The following is a 15,956-nucleotide window of genomic DNA, read 5'->3' on the forward strand; positions in this document are numbered from 1 at the left end:
GATCTCGGCGTGCCGGTTCTAGGCGGGTCGACCGCCGCCGCGTTGGAAGCAATCGGGCGCGTCTCGCCGAAGTCTATGGCTACGAGCGGTCGACCGCGCTCTGTCGTCTCGTTTGATCCGGTGGCTACAGGTTTTTGAATTCCGGACGGGACGGCAACATATCCAGAAACGCGCGAACTTTGGCTGACGATGATCTGCCTTCCAGCCACACGGCGTGCATCGGCACCGGCGCCGGCTCGAATTCGCTTAAAACCACCTCTAGGCGGCCATCGTCCACCGAATGCCTTATCTGCCAGAGGGGCGAGTAACCCAAACCCAATCCGCGAACTGCGGCGGCGTAGATCGGTGCCATCAAATTGGATCGAAAACTGCCAGCCACTTTCACCGCCCGAGGTTTCCCCTCAATCTGAAACATCCATTCACCTGGACGCTGGTCGGAGGTTCGAACAATGCAATTGTGCTTGCTCAGTTCAAAAGGATGCGTTGGTCGGCCACGGCGTTCAAAGTAGGAAGGCGAGCCGAACACGACGCGCCGCAACGCGCCTAGGCGTCTGGCTCGCAAGCTGGAATCCGGCAGATTGCCGATCCGTATTGCCAGATCGAGGCCCTCGGCACCAAGATCAACAAATCCATCGGAGAGCTGGAGGTCAACCTCGACCCGAGGATACATCTGCATGTAGTCGGCGATGACAGGTACAACGAAATCCGGCCCGAACAGAACTGGCGCGCTCACGCGCAGGATGCCTGATGGCTCCGATCGTTGGTTGGCGGCCTGAAATCTTGCGTCGTTAATTTCGTCGATGGCGGGTTTGATGCGGTGGAAAAACGCCGCTCCGGCTTCGCTTGGAGTCGAACGGCGCGTCGTCCTCTGCACAAGCTCGACCCCGACGGATTCCTCCAGCGTCGCCAAAGACCGGCTGATCGATTGGAGCGAGCGGTTCAGCCGACGTGCGGCGGCTGTCAAACTTCCATGCTCGACGACTGCCATGAAAGCTTCAAAATCATCTATTCGGCTCATGGCTTCTCCATTTCTCTCGAAAATCGAGAGAGACTATCGCAAAGCCAAATAATTGTAACGCTGTTTGCGACCTTTTATTTCCCTGGAAGAAAATCCCGAAAGGGCAGGTTTCATCGAAGGGAGTTGTCATGCGAGCACCCAATCCAACCGTCCTGGTCGTGGGCGCAACAGGCCGATTTGCCGGATTGGTCGTGCCTGAACTTGTCCGCCGCAATGCCACTGTTCGAGCACTCATTCGCGAGCCCGCGAGCGCCGAAAAGGCCCGAAGGCTCGGGGCATCCGAAGTGGTGACCGGCAATTTGCGCGACCCGCAGAGCCTCGAAGATGTCGTCGAGGGTGTCGAGGGCGTCTTTCACATCGGACCGGCCTTTGCCCCCGATGAAGCAGCCATGGGTGTTGCCATGGTTGAGGCTGCAGCACGAGCAGGCGTTCGAAAATTCGTCTTCTCGTCGGTGATCCAGCCGACCAATACGAGGCTCAAAAATCACGCGAGCAAGGTGCCGGTCGAAGATGCTCTCTACTCGACGAATATGGAATACACCATTCTGCATCCCGCCAATTTTATGCAGAATATCGCAGCAGCCTGGCCGTCCATCGTTAGGGATGGCGTTTTCTCGGAACCGTTTCCAAAGACAGCAAAGCTGGCGCGCGTCGATTACCGCGATGTCGCCGAAGTGGCAGCGATCGCATTGACCGAAGCGCGGTTGTCCTATGCCACCCTGGAGCTGTGCGCTGGTATGCATAGCCGGGAAGAGATCGCTTCAATGATAAGTGAGGAACTTGGGCGCCCGATCTCTGCCGGCGAGCCGACCTTCGGTGAGTGGGCAGCGAATGCCCGCCTTCCTTACGATGACCGCCAGTTGCAGCTGCTGGCTAGAGTCCATGTCCACTACGCCAAGTACGGCCTCGGCGGAAACAGTCTGACATTGCGCGCCGCCTTGGGCCGCGAGCCGCGGTCGCTACGAAGCTTTATCCGAGAACTGGCCCTGCAAACGGCGCAGATCGCCTGATCGCGCTCACGAGCACGTACGCACATTTTCTGATTGGAGATTTCCATGCATGCATCACCGCAAAAAACGTTGAAGCTGAGAAAACTGCCGCCTTCCTACAGTGCAGTGGTAATGCCGTTCGTTCTTTCAATCCTCATGACCTGCATCATCTCGGCGGTTTCGACGGCGATCGGCACGGGTTGGACGAACGGTTTTGTAGCGACCTGGTCATACGCATGGGGCGTATCATGGCTTGTTGCGTTTCCGAGCCTGCTGATTGTCCTTCCGATCGTGCGCCGGATCGTTGCGGCAATTGTCGATCAGCCGGCACGCCCCTGACACTATGATATGAAACCGAAGCGATGGGCGCCGACGCTCGTCACTCCAGCAAAAAGCAAACAAGAACGGCCCCTTGCGGGGCCGTTCTCATGTGCAATGCGGTCTTCTTGTCTGTCTTGCTCAGGTGAGCGGTGAAAGCTGGATCTCGACGCGGCGGTTCTGGGCACGGCCGGCGGCCGTCGCATTGGAAGCGATCGGACGCGTCTTGCCGAAGCCGGTGACGGCGAAGCGGCGGGAATCGACGCCCTGCCCGGACAGATAGTTGGCGACCGCCAGCGCGCGGCGCTGCGACAGGTCGAAATTGTGTTCGTCGCCACCGGTCGAGTCGGTGTGGCCGAACACGTCGACCGTGGTCTGCCGGAACTTGTTCAGCACAAGTGCGACCGAATTCAGCACTTGATAGAAGCCGGGCTTCACCGCGTCCTGGTCAACGTTGAAGGTGATGTCGGACGGCATGTTGAGGATGATCTGGTCGCCGGTGCGGGTGACGCTGACGCCGGAGCCCTGAAGCTGCCGGCGCAGTTCGGCCTCGTTCTGGTCCATCGTGGCGCCGATGGCGCCGCCGGCGAGCGCGCCGACGCCAGCGCCGATCAGCGCATTACGGCGATCGTTGCCGCCGGCAAGCAGGCCGAGCCCCGCACCCGCCAGCGCGCCGATGCCGGCGCCGGCCGCAGTGTTGGAAACCTTCTGCTCTCCGGTATACGGATCGGTTGTAGTGCAGGCACTCACGAGCACAGCCGTCGCCACGACGACGAGCACAGTCTTTCTCATTGGGTAGTCCCTCTCCAGTCCGCGGTCCCACCGGTGGCGCGCCGCATCAGCCCTTCCGTTGCATCGGCCCGAAAATCATCGATTTTCGGAAAGAGCGATGCATAGATTCAAAGTCTTAGAGCGTACTTTGTGCGTCCAGGTGGACGCACGTCGCTCTAATGCTTGTAACATGAAATGCGGCGAAAAATGGAACGGGAAAAGCGGCTGGCTATGGCTTTTCCCGGTCAATTGCACGGCTGCGGTATTGCGCAATTCTGATCGGCTACCAGAGATTATCGGCTACCAGAGATTCTTGCCGTCGATGACGACGACCTCGACCTGATCGAGGTCGAAATCGTCGAACAGGCGCGAATTAACGCTGATTTTCGGATGGTCGAAATCCGGCGTGCCGGTCGACCAGTCCGGCGTTTCGGTGAAGGTGCCGCAGCCGCAGGTGGCGCAGAAACCGTGTTTGATCGTTTTCGACCCCCACCGGTAGAAGGAGACATTCTTGAGTGGGCTGGTGAGCTTGAATTGCGACGGGGTGTAATAGGCCCACAACGAGCCGCGTTTCGAGCAGAAGGAGCAGGTGCATTGCGTCACGGCTAGCGGCGCTTGCGAAACTTCGAACGTCGTCGCCCTGCAGTGGCAGCTTGCCTTTATGGTCATGAACGCCTCCTCACGATTGCCTGCCGCCCGCGCGGCAAGGCAACATAAAGAGACACTCCTGACAACCGTCTATCAGCAGACTCGCTTGCCTGCGTCGGACGCGTGGCGCGCTTCAATCTTTTTGATGCATGTCATTATCCCAAAACCGCTGCGCACCATCGGGTCAGGCTCTGGCTCAGGCCCTTGGGGCAAGCTTTTGGGCGACATACATTAAAACGACGACGGTGGCACGAACAGGCAGATGGTCTTTCCATCATTGGCGCCGGCGACCGAGCACCAGTGATATTCGCCATCGGGCGAATTCTTGATCCGTCCATCGCTGTAGGACACGACCTCGCCTGTCCCCTTGATGACATAGCCCTCCGGACGCTCGCTGATCGACGTCTGCGAGACCGCGCGGCAATCATAGCCGGAACAACAGGAGAATGGGTAACTCCAGCCTTGCGGCCTCGCCGCAGTCGGCGTGGCGTCGTGCGCCAAAGCGGGCGCTGCAAATACAATGATGGCCGTCAGAGCCACCACCGCAGTGATTGAATTCAGGAGGCGGCGCGCCGTTTTGACGGCTGAGGCCGGTCGGGGTGTGAAAGCAGGCATGGGCGCAATTCCTATCACCGAGTTATCAAGCGTTTCGCTTGCCCGTTCTTGGAACGTATCTTCCCAGTGGCCGGCTCGTCAGGTCGCAGATACGCCGCGTCCGGCCATAAATGCTTTTTCCCCCAGCCTTCGGATGCTGGGCTGATTCCTTTGTTGGCGCAAGAAATTGCTGTGCAAACCGAGCGCCGACATCTGCAGCCGGAACCAGCCTGCCGGGGTTGACGACAGTGACTTCATCAACCCCGGCAAATGGGACCGCAGATAACGGGATTCAGCTCGCAGTGGTTCCAGGCCAAGCGCCGGCAGGCCTGCAACATCTAACCCGGAGGTAGAAGTTGTTCTGGAAAATTCGATGAAGAAACAAAGCCATAAAGCGACCGCTCAATTAGCGTGAGAGCCTGTTACTCTAGCGTGATGTTCCTGCTGCTTTGGTGCTAGGAGCTTCAGTCGATATCGGCGACCACTTCGCCGGCGCCGCCCTCGATGCGCTGCGACAGCGAGGCCTCCATGAAATCGTCGAGGTCGCCGTCCAGCACGCTCGACGGGCTTGTGCTCTCGACGCCGGTGCGCAGATCCTTGACCAGCTGATAGGGCTGCAGAACGTAGGAGCGGATCTGGTGGCCCCAGCCGATATCGCTCTTCGACGCTTCGGTGGCGTTGGCCACCGCCTCGCGCTTCTTCAGCTCTTCCTCGTAGAGCCGCGAGCGCAGCATCTCCCAGGCCTTCGCCTTGTTCTTGTGCTGGGAGCGCTCGGCCTGACAAGCGACCGCGATGCCGGTGGCGAGATGGGTGATGCGGACCGCCGAATCGGTGGTGTTGACGTGCTGGCCGCCCGATCCGGACGAACGATAGGTGTCGATGCGGACATCGGATTCGGAAACGTCGATCTCGATCGTATCGTCGATCACGGGATAGACCCAGACGCTGGCGAAGGACGTGTGGCGGCGCGCATTGCTGTCATAGGGCGAAATACGCACGAGACGGTGAACGCCGGATTCCGTCTTCAGCCAACCATAGGCATTGTGGCCCTTGATCAGCAGCGTGGCGGACTTGATGCCGGCCTCTTCGCCGTCATGTACTTCCAGCACCTCGACCTTGAAACGGCGCCGCTCGGCCCAACGCGTGTACATGCGCAGAAGCATCGAGGCCCAGTCCTGGCTTTCGGTGCCGCCGGCGCCGGCATGGATTTCGAGGTAACTGTCGTTGGCGTCCGCCTCGCCCGAAAGCAGCGTCTCGATCTGGCGGGCCTTTGCTTCGCCGCGCATCGAGCGTATCGCCGCTTCCGCCTCGGCGACGACGCTCTCGTCGCCCTCTTCCTCGCCAAGCTCGATCAGGCCGATATTGTCTTCCAGCGCCTGGGTGAGGCCTTTGACCGCGGCGATGCCTTCCTCGAGGCCCTGGCGCTCACGCATCAGCTTCTGCGCCTCCAGCGGCTCGTTCCAGAGGCTCGAATCCTCGGCACGCACATTCAGGTATTCAAGCCGCTTTATGGCTTGATCCCAGTCAAAGATGCCTCCTCAGCAGGGTTATCGCCTGCCTGATCTCGTCGACAATGTTCTGCGTTTCCGCGCGCATGGCTGGCTGTTCTGTCCCGTGCTGAAATGGTGCCCCGTTGCTTAAACAGAGCTTGGGTTGGCGCGATACATAGGGACCGCACCGCCGCCTGTAAAGCGAAATGGGCCGGCTCGAAAGCCGGCCCAGAACGCCATGTCCTATGTCAATAGAGCCCGCCGCCGCCGGACTGGATGGCTTGGTTGGCCTGTGGCGACAGCGCGCCGCCGGAGGCGTTGGAGCCGTCAGCACCCATGCCGATTACCCAATAGCTGTCGGCGGGACCGGTGCCCGGCTTGAAGGCTTCGATAAAGGCGCCAGCGTCGTCTGGGTTGGCAGCCATGCCGGTCTTGCGATTGATGGCGATCAGCTTCATGCCTTCGGGAACCTGGAAATCGACATTGGGCGTGCCGTCCAGCGCCACGCGCATGAAGTCCTTGAAGATCGGCGCTGCAAGACCGCCGCCGGTCGCGCCCTTGCCAAGACCTTTCGGCTGATCGTAGCCCATATAAAGGCCGACAACGAGATTGGGCGTGTAGCCGATGAACCAGGTATCCTTCTCGTCGTTTGTCGTACCGGTCTTGCCGGCGATGTGGCGGCCGAGTTCGGCGACGGTGGCGCCGGTACCGCGCTCGACGACGCCCTCCATCATCGAGGTGATCTGATAGGCGGTCATTGGATCGAGCACCTGCTCGGAATTGTCGACCAGTTCCGGCTCAGGCTGGTTCTGCCATTCGGCGGCGTTGCAATTTTCGCAGCCGCGTTCGTCCTGCCTGTACACCGTCTTGCCGTAGCGATCCTGGATGCGGTCGATCAGCGTCGGCTTGATCGACTTGCCGCCGTTGGCCATGATCGAATAAGCCGACACCATGCGCATCACGGTGGTCTCGCCCGAACCCAGCGCCATCGGCAGATACGGCGCCAGGCGGTCATAGACGCCGAAGCGCTCGGCATATTCCGCGACCAGCTTCATGCCCATGTCGTTGGCCAGGCGCACAGTCATCAGATTGCGCGACCTCTCGATGCCGGACCGCAAGGTCGCCGGCCCAGCTGTCCTTCCGTCGTAGTTCTTCGGCGTCCAGGTCGTGTTGCCGCTCTTGATGGTGATCGGGCCGTCCATGATCACCGAAGCCGGCGTATAGCCATTGTCGAGGGCGGCCGAATAGACGATCGGCTTGAACGACGAACCCGGCTGCCGCATGGCCTGCGTGGCACGGTTGAATTCGGATTGCGAGTAGGAGAACCCGCCGACCATGGCCAGAACGCGGCCGGTATGCGGATCCATGGCGATCATGCCGCCTTCCACTTCGGGGGCCTGGCGCAGGATATAGGCCCCATCCGTTCCCTCTTTCTTCTGCACGAAGATGACGTCGCCAGGCTTCAGCACATCCGCAGGCGACTTGGCCTTGACGGTCTTGCCGCCGACCACATGACGCATGGCAAAGCTCATGTCCTCGCGGCTGACGGTGCCTTCGATGCGATCCTTGACGAGTTCGCCCGAGATCTGCCGGGTCGGCCGAAGGCCGATGGACAGGCCGCTCTCCGAACTGTCGAGCACGACGGCGAGCGACCATTCGGGCACGTCGTCAAGTCCCTTGACTTCGCTCAAAGGCACGCCCCAGTCGCCGGATAGGCTGATGGTCTTCACCGGCCCGCGATAGCCGCGCAGCGTATCGAACTTCATCAGGCCGTTCTGCATTGCTTTGCGGGCGATGAGCTGCATCTTGGGATCGAGCGTCGTACGGACGGACAGGCCGCCCTCGTAGAGCGCATTCTCGCCGTAGCGCGCGCTGATCTGGCGACGCACTTCCTCGGTGAAGTATTCGCCGGCGAACAGATAGGTGCCGGAGCGGCGTGGCTTGACGCCGAGCGGCTCGGCCTTGGCCTTGGCGCCTTCCTCTTGCGTGACGTAGCCGTTGCCGACCATCTGGTCGATCACCCAGTTGCGGCGCTCGATGGCGCGGTCGGCATATTTGAAGGGGTGATAGTTGGAGGGGCCCTTCGGCAAAGCCGCCAGATAGGCCGCCTCCGCCACGGTGAGTTCATTCACCGCCTTGTCGAAATAAGTGAGCGCTGCGCCGGCGACGCCATAAGCGCCGAGCCCGAAGAAAATCTCGTTAAGGTAGAGCTCGAGAATGCGGTCCTTCGAATAGGCCTGCTCGATGCGGAAGGCGAGGATCATCTCCTTGATCTTGCGCTCGTAGGTCTGGTCCGAGGACAACAGGAAGTTTTTCGCCACCTGCTGTGTGATCGTCGAGGCGCCGACCTGGCGCTTGCCAGAGCCGAAATTCTGCAGATTGACCATCACAGCGCGGCCAAGGCCGGTCATATCGATGCCGGGATGATTATAGAAATTCTTGTCCTCGGCAGACAGGAAGGCCGCCTTGACACGATCCGGCACCGCCTGGATCGGCAAATACAGGCGCCGCTCGCGCGCATATTCGGCCATCAGCGCACCGTCAGACGCATGGATGCGGGTCGTCACCGGCGGTTCATACTTGGCCAGGACCTCGTAGTCGGGCAGATCCTTCGACAAGTGGCTGATATAGATCGCCACGCCCGCCGCGACCAAAAGGGCCAGCGCCGTGCCGATGCCGAAAAAATAGCCAATGAGACGAATCATGCCCGCTCCAGTCCTTGGTTCGGGAATCCCCTAAACGAAGCCGCCTTTCGCGCAAGCTTTCGAGACGATCCCGACCGGTAATCGAAAACCCATGTCGCCACCATGTGGGCAAAATGCGGCAGCACGCAATTTCGGCTTCGAATGGCGGAAATAAGTGCAGGGTGTTGTCGTCGTGCAACGCTGCCTCTGGTTGTACCACGGCGGGGGTCTCAGCCTCCGGTTCCGGCTCCGGCCCGGGCTGAGGCGAACAGGGCGATGGCATTGGTTATGCTCTGGGCCGCCTTGCCGCGCCAATCGGCGCTGAGCAGTTGCGCCTCGTCCTTGGCGTTTGACAGATAGCCGAGTTCGACCAGCACGGAGGGGACATCCGGCGCCTTCAACACCTTGAAGCTGGCCGAACGCTGCGGATTGTTGATGAGGCCGACGCTGGTGGAAAGCTGGCCGACCAAAGTTTGGGCAAAACGCATCGAGAAACCGTGCGTCTCGCGGCGAATCAGGTCGATCAGAATGTCGGTCACTTCCTTGTTGTCGTCCTTGATTTCCATGCCGGCGAATTGGTCGGAAAGGTTCTCACGGTCGGCGAGCGCCTGCGCTTCGGGATCGGAAGCCTTGTCGGAAACGGTGTAGACGGTTGCGCCGCGAAGGCCCTTGACCCTGATCGTGTCGGCGTGGATCGAAATGAGCAGATCGGCCTCATGCTGGCGGGCAATGCGCACGCGGTCGTCCAGCCGCAGGAATTGGTCCGTCTCGCGCGTCAGGAAAACGTCATATTTGCCGACCGCGGCAAGTCTGTCGCGCAATTCGGTGGCGAAGGCGAGCGTGACGTTCTTCTCGACCGTGCCGTTCAAGCCCTCGGCGCCGCCGTCGATGCCGCCATGGCCTGGATCGATGACGACGGTGAAGCGATGGCCTGGATTGGAGACCGGCCCGGTGCCGACCCTGCCGCCCTTGTCGGCGGACACCGTCGAGCCGGTGGTCAGCGCCTGATTGGCAAGAGCGGCGTCGAACTCCCGCGCGGACGCCGCCGACATGTCGATGGCGATGCGGTAGCCGTTGCCGTCATCATTCCTGAGCACGTCGACCCTGTCGACGGCGAACGGGCCCTTGCCGGTGAGGATCAGCCGCGATACCCCTTCGCCGAGATCGCCATAGCGCACGCCCTTGACCAGGCCGCGCGCCTTCACATCCTTGGCATTGATGGCGAATTTCGTGCTTGGCAGATCGACGACCAGACGATGGGGGCCGCGCAGCAGGAACCATTTGACGTCGGGCTCGCGGTTGAAATTCATGACGATGCGCATCTTGGTGGCGTCACCGGCCATTTTGTAGCTCGTCACGGCGAGCGGCGCCTCGGCAGCAAGGGAAACCGGCGAAATAAAAGCCAGGCAAGCGGCAACCAGCAACAGCAGGCAAGCAGCGCGGAAGTAGGCGGCGTTGAAGAAAGTGCCTCCGGCACGACTATCCCTGTCCGTGAAGACTGCCAGTGCCATCTTTATTCCAGTCGCTCCGGTTTGGCGCCAGGCGCCCAATCTTGTTTGTCGGAGTGCCGGCGTCTGTCGAAGTGCCGGTTAGCCGCGAACTCTATTAACAATTGGTATCCAGAGAAGGTTAACCAAGCCTTTTCACGCAACGCTTAAAGCCGTGCTTCCGTTGCGGAACTGCTTTTTGCCGGCATCGGAAATCGGGGTTGCCATCCAACCCGCCAAATCATAAAAGCGATGGTGGATCACTGCAATCCTGGAACCGTCCTTCTCCGCAGCTTCCTGCTACAGGTGAGATGAACGACGGCTCCTTTCGTTTCAGGCGAAAAAGGCATCAAGTGATCGCGACGAATTTCGCAGGTGTGAGCCCGTGGCGGGGGAAATGCCTGCGTGAGGAAAACGGCCGGGATTGTCCCGTGCCGGCTCTGTATGAGCAAACAAGCTGGTCCGGTTTTCCCGGGCTTTGGTTCAAAAAGGTTCTGCTGGTTACGATGGCTTCAAGCGCAATCATGGAAAGGTCCGCAGCAAACCGCGCCATTATGGCTGCGGGCGGCACCGCCATGGCGCTCAGGCAGCGGCCGGCGGACATTCAATTGCCCGGCACCCATGTTCATCCACACTCACAGCGGCGGGCCTTGCCCCGCAAGCTGCGGCTGACGGCTGCCGGGGGGAAACGAAATAATGCCCAACAAAATGCTGATAGACGCCTCCCACCCGGAGGAAACACGTGTTGTCGTCGTTCGCGGTAACCGTATTGAAGAATTCGACTTTGAATCCCAGGACAAGAAGCAGCTCAAAGGAAACATCTACCTCGCCCGCGTAACCCGCGTCGAACCCTCCCTTCAGGCAGCCTTTGTCGAATATGGCGGCAACCGTCACGGTTTCCTTGCCTTCAGTGAAATTCATCCCGACTACTACCAGATTCCGGTCGCCGACCGTCAGGCGCTGCTGCGCGCGGAAGCGCAGGAGGCTGAAGACGAGGACGATGAGGACGGCGAAGGCGACGATCGCCAGAACCGTGATCGCGGCCGGCGCGGACGCAGGCGCGGCGGCAAGAGCCGCGACCGAGGCGAGCACAAGCGTGATGCAGGTGCGGCCGATTCGGACGATTCTGTCGAGTCCAACGACAGCCGTTCCAATGAGGGCGGCGAACACGGCGAGGATGCGGTCGCGGAGAACGTCGATGCCGTTTCCGAAAATGTCGACACGCCGTCCGATACTTCGGAACATCGCGAGGATGTCGCCAGTCATAGCGAGGCGAGTCATAATGAGACGAGCCATGACGAGACTGAGCCTTCCGAAGGCGGTCCCAATTCCATCGCCGCCAGCATCGAATCGGATGTGATTTCCGAAGCCGTGCCGCAGGCTGAGGCGGCCGGCGAAGCCACGTCCACCGACAATGATCGCGGCATGCTGGAAGAGGTGCAGTCATCGCATCTGGATGACCATGAGGTCGAATCGGTCGGCGCCGAGGATGCGCTGGAAGAAGCGCGCAACCGCCGCAAGCCGGTGCGCCGCCAGTACAAGATCCAGGAAGTGATCAAGCGCCGGCAGATCCTTCTGGTGCAGGTCGTGAAGGAAGAGCGCGGCAACAAGGGCGCAGCGCTCACCACCTACCTGTCGCTTGCCGGCCGCTATTCGGTGCTGATGCCGAACACGGCGCGTGGCGGCGGCATCTCGCGCAAGATCACCAACGCGCAGGACCGCAAGCGGCTGAAGGAGGTCGTCGCCGATCTCGAAGTGCCGCAGGGCATGGGCGTCATCCTGCGCACAGCCGGCGAAAGCCGCACCAAGGCCGAGATCAAGCGCGACTACGAATATCTGATGCGGCTTTGGGAAAACGTCCGCAATCTGACGCTGCAGTCCACGGCCCCTGCCCTGGTCTACGAGGAAGGCAGCCTGATCAAGCGCTCGGTACGCGATCTGTACAACAAGGACATCGACGAGATCCTGGTTTCCGGCGAAGAGGGCTATCGCGAGGCCAAGGACTTCATGCGCATGCTGATGCCGAGCCACGCCAAGGTCGTGCAGCCGTTCCGCGACACGACGCCGATATTCGTACGCAATGGCATCGAGGCGCAGCTCGACCGCATGCTGCAGCCGCAGGTGACCCTAAAGAGCGGCGGCTACATCATCATCAACCAGACCGAAGCTCTGGTCGCCATCGACGTCAATTCGGGCCGCTCCACCAAGGAGCACTCGATCGAGGACACGGCGCTTCACACCAATCTGGAAGCGGCCGAGGAAGTCGCACGGCAGTTGAGGCTGCGCGATCTTGCCGGCCTGATCGTCATCGACTTCATCGACATGGAGGAGAACCGCAACAACCGCTCCGTCGAAAAGCGGCTGAAGGATCACCTCAAGAACGATCGCGCCCGCATCCAGGTCGGCCGCATCTCGCATTTCGGCCTGATGGAGATGTCGCGCCAGCGCATCCGTGCCAGCGTGCTGGAATCGACGATGAAGCCTTGCCCGCATTGCGGCGGCACCGGCCATGTGCGGTCCGATTCGTCTGTCGCGCTGATGGTGGTGCGGGCGATCGAGGAATTCCTGCTCAAGGATTCGCGCAGCCACATCACGGTACGGACGCCGGCGGCGACCGCACTCTATGTGCTCAACCACAAGCGCGGCACGCTGGTGGAGCTCGAAAGCCGCTTCGGCCTGACCATCACCGTCGAAGCCGACGACACGGTCGGCGCCCAGCACTATGCGATCTTCCGCGGCGCGCTGGCTGAAAAGCCTGAAGGCTTCGTCGAGGTGCGCACCTTGCCCGCCTATGTCGAGCCGGAAGAGCCCGCCGACGAAATCGTCATCGAGGAGGAGGAAGACGAGGCCGTTGAACCGGCAGAGCAACCACGCCAAGCTCAGCAGCCGCAGCAGCCAAGGCCAAGCGAAGATGGCGAAGGCCGCGACCGCAAGCGCCGCAAGCGCCGCAGACGGCGCGGCGGCAAGGATCGCGACCGCGAGCATGGCGCCCAAATGGAAGGCGCGTCCCTCCCGGCCACTGCCGAAGGCGTATCCGAGGCCTTAGGCGATGAAGGCGTCGAAGCAGACCACGAGGACCAGGTCGGCGTCACTGAAGCGGTGGAAGCGTCGGATGACGGTCAAGTGGTGGATGAAGGTCAGGGCAAGAAGCGCCGGCGCGGCAAGCGCGGCGGCAAGCGCAATCGCCGTGAGGACGAAGGCGAGGTCGATGCAGGCACTGCCGAGTCGGCTGACAGGCCCGAAGGCGAAGTCTTGGAGGGCGTAGCCGTCTCCAGCGAGCCGGTAGCAGCAACGCCGGTCGAAGAGCCTGTGGACCTTGCTCCGGCCAATGACGACATGCCGAGCGCCGAAAAGCCGAAGAAGCCGCGCCGCGCCGCGAAGCCGAAGAAGGCTGCGGCGGACGTCGTCGCCGAGACGCCAGTTGCCGAGCCAGAAATTGCTGCCGAGGCTCCCGCACCTGTTTTGGAGGAAACAGCCGTGGCCGCCGTCGACGAAAAACCGAAGGTCCGCCCATCGCGACGCAAGCCCGTACCGGTAGATGCTCCGGTTGAGCCGATCGTGTCCTCGACTGTTGCCGACGAGGAAAAGACCGAGGAAAAGCCGAAGCGTGCCGGCTGGTGGCAGCGGAAAGGCTTTTTCTAAGCTTTTCGGTAGTTTAGCCTGATCTTTTGACCAAAAAAATCCCGCGCTGTCCTGTCGACAGCGCGGGATTTTTCTTGTCTGAAGCGTCACAATCTCTATGGCGCGAAGACCGACCAGTTCATCATCTTCGCCAGCCTTTCCAGTGCAATCGACCCCAGCCTGGAGTTGCCGTTGGCGTTGAGGCCGGGCGACCAGACGGCGAGCGAGGCCACGCCCGGCACGATCGCCAAAATGCCGCCGCCTACGCCGCTCTTGCCCGGGATGCCGACGCGAAAGGCAAAATCGCCGGAACCGTCATAATGGCCGCAGGTCAGCATCATCGCGCCAATGCGGCGGGCGCGCTCGGCCGACACCACGGAATGGCCGGTCGCCGGGTTCTTGCCGCCATTGGCGAGAAAGCGGCCGGCGAGCGCCAATTGCCGGCAGCTCATGGCGATGGCGCAATGGTGAAAATAGACGCCCAGCGCCAGGTCCGGCGCGTGGTTGAGATTGCCGAAGGACTTCATGTAATTGGCGAGCGCCAAGTTGCGAAAGCCGGTGGCACGTTCCGAAGCCGCGACCTCGCGGTCGATGATGATGGTGTCGTCGTCGGCCAGGAACTGGATGAAGCGCAGGATCTCGCCGATCGCCTCGCGCGGCTGGTGGCCGGCGAGCAGAATGTCGGAAATCACGATGGCGCCGGCATTGATGAACGGATTGCGCGGAATGCCGTTCTCATGCTCGAGCTGGACGATCGAGTTGAACGGGTTGCCCGAAGGCTCGCGCCCGACACGATGCCACAGCGCGTCGCCGACATTGCCGAGCGCCAATGTCAGCGTGAACACTTTCGAAATGCTCTGGATCGAAAACGGCTCATCGGCGTCGCCTGCCATCAGCACGCGACCGTCATTGGTCACGGCGGCGATACCGAACTTTTTCGGATCGACCTTGCCGAGTTGCGGAATGTAGGTCGCGACTTCGCCGCGATCCGTGCGCTCCGCCATTTCGGCGGCAATTTCGGTCAAAGCCTGTTCGAGTTCCGGCATTCGCGCTACTTCAGCCAGCGTTCGAGGCGCATCATCGCCTCGACCATCTCATCGTGGCTGCCGGCGTAGGAAAAGCGCATGGTTCGATGGCCTTGAAGCGGATCGAAATCGCGGCCGGGCGTCGCCGCCACATGCGCCTCGGCCAGCATCTTGCGCGCGAAGGCCATACTGTCGTTGGTGTGCCTGGTGACATCGCAGAAGGCGTAGAACGCCCCGTCCATCGGTGCCGCCAGCGCAAAGCCGAGTTCGGGCAGGCGTGTCATCAAAAGCTCGCGATTCCACGCGTAGCGCGCCTTCACCGCCTCCAATTCCCCGGTCGCCTTGAATGCCTCGATAGCGGCGATCTGGGACAGTTCCGGCGGTGAGATGTAGAGACTCTGGGCGATGCGCTCGACCGGCCGCACCAATGCTTCCGGCAGCACCATCCAGCCGATGCGCCAACCGGTCATGCAGTAATATTTCGAGAAGGAATTGATCACCGTCACGTCCTGGCCGTAGGCAAGCGCCGTCGTGTCCGGCGCAGCGTAAGCCAGCCGGTGATAGATCTCGTCGGAGATCACGGCGATGCCGAGCTCTTCGGCCGTCGTCACCAGCGCCGACAGCTCGTCGGCGGGGATAATCGCCCCGGTCGGATTGGCCGGGCTGGCAAACAACACGCCCTTCAGCTTCTTTTCGCGATGCGCGGCCTTGAGGTGTTCGGCGTGTAGATAGGCATCACCGCCGAGCTCGATCTCGACGATCTCGATGCCGAGCGCGGCCATGATGTTGCGATAGGCCGGATAGCCGGGTGCGGCGACGGCGACACGATCGCCTGGATCGAACATCGCCAGAAAGGCCAGGTTGAAGGCGGCCGACGATCCGGTGGTGACGGCGATCCGGCCGGGTGATACGGCAAGCCCGTAGTGGTCGGCATAGTGCTGCGCGATCGCCTCGCGCAGGCCGGAAAGACCCAATGCGTCGGTGTAGCCGATACGCCCCATCTTCAATGCGTTCGTCGCCGCTTGCCTGACCCCGGCCGGCGCCGGGTCGGACGGCTGGCCAACGGCCATGGAAACAACCGGCACGCCCTTTGCCTTCAGCCGATTCGCTTCCGCCAGAATGTCCATGGCGTGGAACGGCTCGACTTCGCCGCGACGCGAAAGCGATACAACCATTTGACCTCATTCCTTTGTCGGCCCCTTGGGTCGGCCCGGCGCCGAGCTTTGGCGTCCCGCGCCGCACAAATGCCCGATTGATGTGAGGATCACAAGTTCGGTAAAGTTTCGGTGCCGACTTTTCATCCTTCGCCCG

Annotated in this window: 12 protein-coding genes; 3 read left to right on the forward strand and 9 right to left on the reverse strand. The window is 61.4% G+C overall.

Features of this window, described 5'->3' with window-relative positions:
- Positions 1-124 precede the first annotated feature (124 nt).
- Positions 125-1,018: a LysR family transcriptional regulator gene (locus tag AC0L14_RS28465; protein ID WP_473751475.1), complete on the reverse strand. Its 894-nt coding sequence runs from the start codon at positions 1,016-1,018 to the stop codon at positions 125-127.
- A gap of 128 nt (positions 1,019-1,146) precedes the next feature.
- Between AC0L14_RS28465 and AC0L14_RS28470 the strand changes: the two genes are divergently transcribed.
- Together AC0L14_RS28470 and AC0L14_RS28475 are read left to right on the forward strand one after the other, a co-directional pair.
- The gene (locus AC0L14_RS28470) at positions 1,147-2,028 is read left to right on the forward strand and encodes an NmrA/HSCARG family protein (RefSeq protein WP_473751476.1); all 882 of its coding nucleotides are present in this window, start codon (positions 1,147-1,149) and stop codon (positions 2,026-2,028) included.
- A 45-nt stretch (positions 2,029-2,073) separates the two neighbouring features.
- Positions 2,074-2,346 (forward strand): DUF2798 domain-containing protein, encoded by a 273-nt coding sequence (locus AC0L14_RS28475; protein ID WP_123151027.1) that lies wholly within the window; start codon positions 2,074-2,076, stop codon positions 2,344-2,346.
- A gap of 120 nt (positions 2,347-2,466) precedes the next feature.
- Here AC0L14_RS28475 and AC0L14_RS28480 read toward each other — a convergent pair whose 3' ends face one another.
- The 6 genes from AC0L14_RS28480 to AC0L14_RS28505 form a co-directional block, all read right to left on the reverse strand.
- Positions 2,467-3,117 carry a YiaD family glycine zipper/OmpA-like lipoprotein gene (locus AC0L14_RS28480; protein ID WP_095492037.1) on the reverse strand — a complete coding sequence of 217 codons (651 nt, stop codon included), beginning with the start codon at positions 3,115-3,117 and terminating at the stop codon, positions 2,467-2,469.
- A 279-nt stretch (positions 3,118-3,396) separates the two neighbouring features.
- A complete protein-coding gene (locus AC0L14_RS28485) occupies positions 3,397-3,765 on the reverse strand; it encodes a GFA family protein (RefSeq protein WP_473751477.1) in 369 nt (122 codons plus the stop codon).
- Between the two features lie 210 nt (positions 3,766-3,975).
- A complete protein-coding gene (locus AC0L14_RS28490) occupies positions 3,976-4,359 on the reverse strand; it encodes a hypothetical protein (protein ID WP_473751478.1) in 384 nt (127 codons plus the stop codon).
- A 443-nt stretch (positions 4,360-4,802) separates the two neighbouring features.
- A protein-coding gene (prfB, locus tag AC0L14_RS28495) for a peptide chain release factor 2 (RefSeq protein ID WP_143744589.1) occupies positions 4,803-5,934 on the reverse strand; the annotation gives its coding sequence in 2 pieces (ribosomal slippage) (positions 4,803-5,867 and positions 5,869-5,934; 1,131 coding nt in all).
- Positions 5,935-6,076: 142 nt separating this feature from the next.
- Complete coding sequence (locus AC0L14_RS28500) at positions 6,077-8,533, reverse strand: penicillin-binding protein 1A (protein ID WP_473751479.1); 2,457 nt, start codon at positions 8,531-8,533, stop codon at positions 6,077-6,079.
- A gap of 209 nt (positions 8,534-8,742) precedes the next feature.
- Positions 8,743-10,023 carry an N-acetylmuramoyl-L-alanine amidase gene (locus AC0L14_RS28505; protein ID WP_473751480.1) on the reverse strand — a complete coding sequence of 427 codons (1,281 nt, stop codon included), beginning with the start codon at positions 10,021-10,023 and terminating at the stop codon, positions 8,743-8,745.
- A 672-nt stretch (positions 10,024-10,695) separates the two neighbouring features.
- Between AC0L14_RS28505 and AC0L14_RS28510 the strand changes: the two genes are divergently transcribed.
- Positions 10,696-13,641, forward strand: a complete 2,946-nt coding sequence (locus AC0L14_RS28510; RefSeq protein ID WP_473751481.1) for an Rne/Rng family ribonuclease — start codon at positions 10,696-10,698, stop codon at positions 13,639-13,641.
- Positions 13,642-13,736: 95 nt separating this feature from the next.
- Here the strand turns inward: AC0L14_RS28510 and AC0L14_RS28515 are convergent, their stop codons facing one another.
- Both AC0L14_RS28515 and AC0L14_RS28520 read right to left on the reverse strand, forming a co-directional pair.
- Entirely contained in the window at positions 13,737-14,666 is a 930-nt protein-coding gene (locus AC0L14_RS28515; RefSeq protein WP_473751482.1) for a glutaminase, read from the reverse strand.
- A 5-nt stretch (positions 14,667-14,671) separates the two neighbouring features.
- A complete protein-coding gene (locus AC0L14_RS28520) occupies positions 14,672-15,820 on the reverse strand; it encodes a pyridoxal phosphate-dependent aminotransferase (protein ID WP_473751484.1) in 1,149 nt (382 codons plus the stop codon).
- Positions 15,821-15,956: the final 136 nt, after the last annotated feature.

Source organism: Mesorhizobium sp. WSM4841 (assembly GCF_055811515.1).

What these genes read in the sequence shown, in the direction of transcription:
- AC0L14_RS28470 (WP_473751476.1), top strand. Translation starts at nt 1,147, where the DNA reads ATGCGAGCACCCAATCCAACCGTCCTGGTCGTGGGCGCAACAGGCCGA.
- AC0L14_RS28475 (WP_123151027.1), top strand. Translation starts at nt 2,074, where the DNA reads ATGCATGCATCACCGCAAAAAACGTTGAAGCTGAGAAAACTGCCGCCT.
- AC0L14_RS28500 (WP_473751479.1), bottom strand. Translation starts at nt 8,533, where the DNA reads ATGATTCGTCTCATTGGCTATTTTTTCGGCATCGGCACGGCGCTGGCC.
- AC0L14_RS28515 (WP_473751482.1), bottom strand. Translation starts at nt 14,666, where the DNA reads ATGCCGGAACTCGAACAGGCTTTGACCGAAATTGCCGCCGAAATGGCG.
- AC0L14_RS28520 (WP_473751484.1), bottom strand. Translation starts at nt 15,820, where the DNA reads ATGGTTGTATCGCTTTCGCGTCGCGGCGAAGTCGAGCCGTTCCACGCC.
- AC0L14_RS28465 (WP_473751475.1), bottom strand. Translation starts at nt 1,018, where the DNA reads ATGAGCCGAATAGATGATTTTGAAGCTTTCATGGCAGTCGTCGAGCAT.
- AC0L14_RS28485 (WP_473751477.1), bottom strand. Translation starts at nt 3,765, where the DNA reads ATGACCATAAAGGCAAGCTGCCACTGCAGGGCGACGACGTTCGAAGTT.
- AC0L14_RS28490 (WP_473751478.1), bottom strand. Translation starts at nt 4,359, where the DNA reads ATGCCTGCTTTCACACCCCGACCGGCCTCAGCCGTCAAAACGGCGCGC.
- AC0L14_RS28510 (WP_473751481.1), top strand. Translation starts at nt 10,696, where the DNA reads ATGCCCAACAAAATGCTGATAGACGCCTCCCACCCGGAGGAAACACGT.
- AC0L14_RS28480 (WP_095492037.1), bottom strand. Translation starts at nt 3,117, where the DNA reads ATGAGAAAGACTGTGCTCGTCGTCGTGGCGACGGCTGTGCTCGTGAGT.
- AC0L14_RS28505 (WP_473751480.1), bottom strand. Translation starts at nt 10,023, where the DNA reads ATGGCACTGGCAGTCTTCACGGACAGGGATAGTCGTGCCGGAGGCACT.